1 protein-coding gene and 1 pseudogene are annotated in these 1,940 nt (G+C 69.9%); both read right to left on the reverse strand.

All coding sequences use genetic code 11. From position 1 onward, the window contains the following. A partial coding sequence (locus ABZS66_RS61510; RefSeq protein WP_354774232.1) for a 3-hydroxyacyl-CoA dehydrogenase NAD-binding domain-containing protein occupies positions 1 to 1,717 on the reverse strand: 1,717 nt, incomplete at its 3' end. Between the two features lie 2 nt (positions 1,718 to 1,719). Then, a pseudogene (locus ABZS66_RS61515) lies at positions 1,720 to 1,940 on the reverse strand (acetyl-CoA C-acyltransferase); the annotation flags it as partial.

Below are 1,940 nucleotides of genomic sequence, written 5' to 3' on the forward strand. Positions count from 1 at the left end.
CGGACCGGCCGGGCCGCCCGAACTCGTCGATCATCCGGTCGATGACGGCGTCGGCGGGCGTCGGCGTCCAGCTGTCGCCGTACTGCTGCCGAATCTTGCGCGGCAGCGTAAGGGTCAGCTCGTCGATGAGCTGCAGCACCGGCGCCGGGTAGCCGGCCTGGAGGCTGGCCTGCTCGATCGAGGCCGGTGCGACGCCCTCGGCCAGCATGAGCAGGCCTTCGCCGGTGAACGTGCCGATGACGCGGCTGGTGAAGAACCCGCGGCTGTCATTGACCACGATCGGTGTCTTGCGCAGCTGCCGCACCACGCCGAGCGCCCGCTCGACCGACGCGTCCGACGTCGCCTTGCCCCGGATGACCTCGACGAGGGGCATCTTGTCGACCGGCGAGAAGAAGTGCAGCCCGACGAAGTCCTCCCGCCGCTGCACCCCATCGGCGAGCAGCGAAATCGGCAGCGTCGACGTGTTCGAACACAGCAGCGCACCCGGAGATACAACATGCTCGATCTCGGCGAACACCTTGTGCTTCAACGCCGGGTCCTCGAACACCGCCTCGATCACCAGATCCGCACCAGCCAGGTCGGCCGGGTCCGCGGTCGGCGTAATCCTCTCCAGGAGGTCCGGCCCGCCGCGCCCCTTCTGCACCAGGCGCTCGGAGTAGGCCTTGCCCTGCTGCGCGGCCTCGACCGTGACGTCCTTGAGCAGCACCTGCATGCCCGCCCGCGCACACACGTAGGCGATCGCCGCGCCCATCATCCCAGCGCCGAGCACGGCGACCTTGGTGAACGGCTTGGCGGCGGAGCCGCGCGCGTTGGCGGCCTGCAGGTCGAAGAAGAACGCCTGGATCATGTTCTTCGCGATCTGCCCCGTCGCCAGCTCCGTGAAGTAGCGGCCCTCGATGTCGAACGCCGTCGCCAGATCCACCTGTGCACCCTCGACCGCGGCCGCGAGGATGTTGCGCGGCGCCGGGTAGGGGGCGCCCTTGAGCTCCTTGCGCAGCGTGGCGGGGAACGCGGGCAGGTTGGCCGCGAACTTCGGGTTGCTCGGGGTCCCGCCGGGGATCTTGTAGCCCTTCACGTCCCACGGCTGGACCGCGTCCGGGTTCGCCGCGATCCAGGCCCGGGCTGCGGCGTCGAGTTCGTCGGCCGGCAGCACCTCGTGCACCAGGCCGACCTCCAGGGCCTTGGCCGGCTTGTGCCGCTGACCTTTCAGCAGTACCTGCAGCAGCGCCTCGGTGATGCCCAGCAGCCGCACGGTCCGTACGACGCCGCCGCCGCCCGGCAGCAGGCCGAGCGTGACCTCGGGGAACCCGATCTCGATCCTCCGGTCGTCGGCGACGATCCGGTGATGGCACGCGAGGGCCAGTTCGAGGCCGCCGCCCAGCGCGGAGCCGTTGATCGCGGCGACCACTGGCCGGCCGAGGGTCTCCAGGCGGCGGAGCTGGGCCTTGATCTGCCTGACGGCGGCGTAGGTCTGCGCCGCGTCGTCGGGGCCGATGCTGCCGAGCGTGTCGAGGTCGCCGCCGGCGAACCAGGTCTTCTTCGCCGACGTGATGATGACGCCGGTGACATCGGCCTTCTCGGCTTCGAGCCGGTCCAGGACGGTGTCCATGGAGGCGACGAACGCCGGGTTCATGGTGTTGGCGCCGCGGCTGGGGTCGTCGAGGGTCAGCACGACGATGCCGTCTGCGCCGCGGTCGTAGCGAATGGTGTCAGTCATGATCAGATCCGCTCCACGATCGTGGCGATGCCCATGCCGCCGCCGATGCACAGGGTGACCAGGCCATACCGCAACTGGCGCCGCTCGAGCTCGTCGACGACGGTCCCCAGCAGCATCCCGCCGGTCGCACCCAGCGGGTGGCCCATCGCGATCGCCCCACCGTTCACGTTCACCTTCTCCAGGCTGAAGCCCATGTCCTTCGCGTAACGCAGCACCACCGCCG

The sequence above is a fragment of the Dactylosporangium sp. NPDC005572 genome (genome assembly GCF_040605515.1).
Taxonomy (GTDB): domain Bacteria; phylum Actinomycetota; class Actinomycetes; order Mycobacteriales; family Micromonosporaceae; genus Dactylosporangium.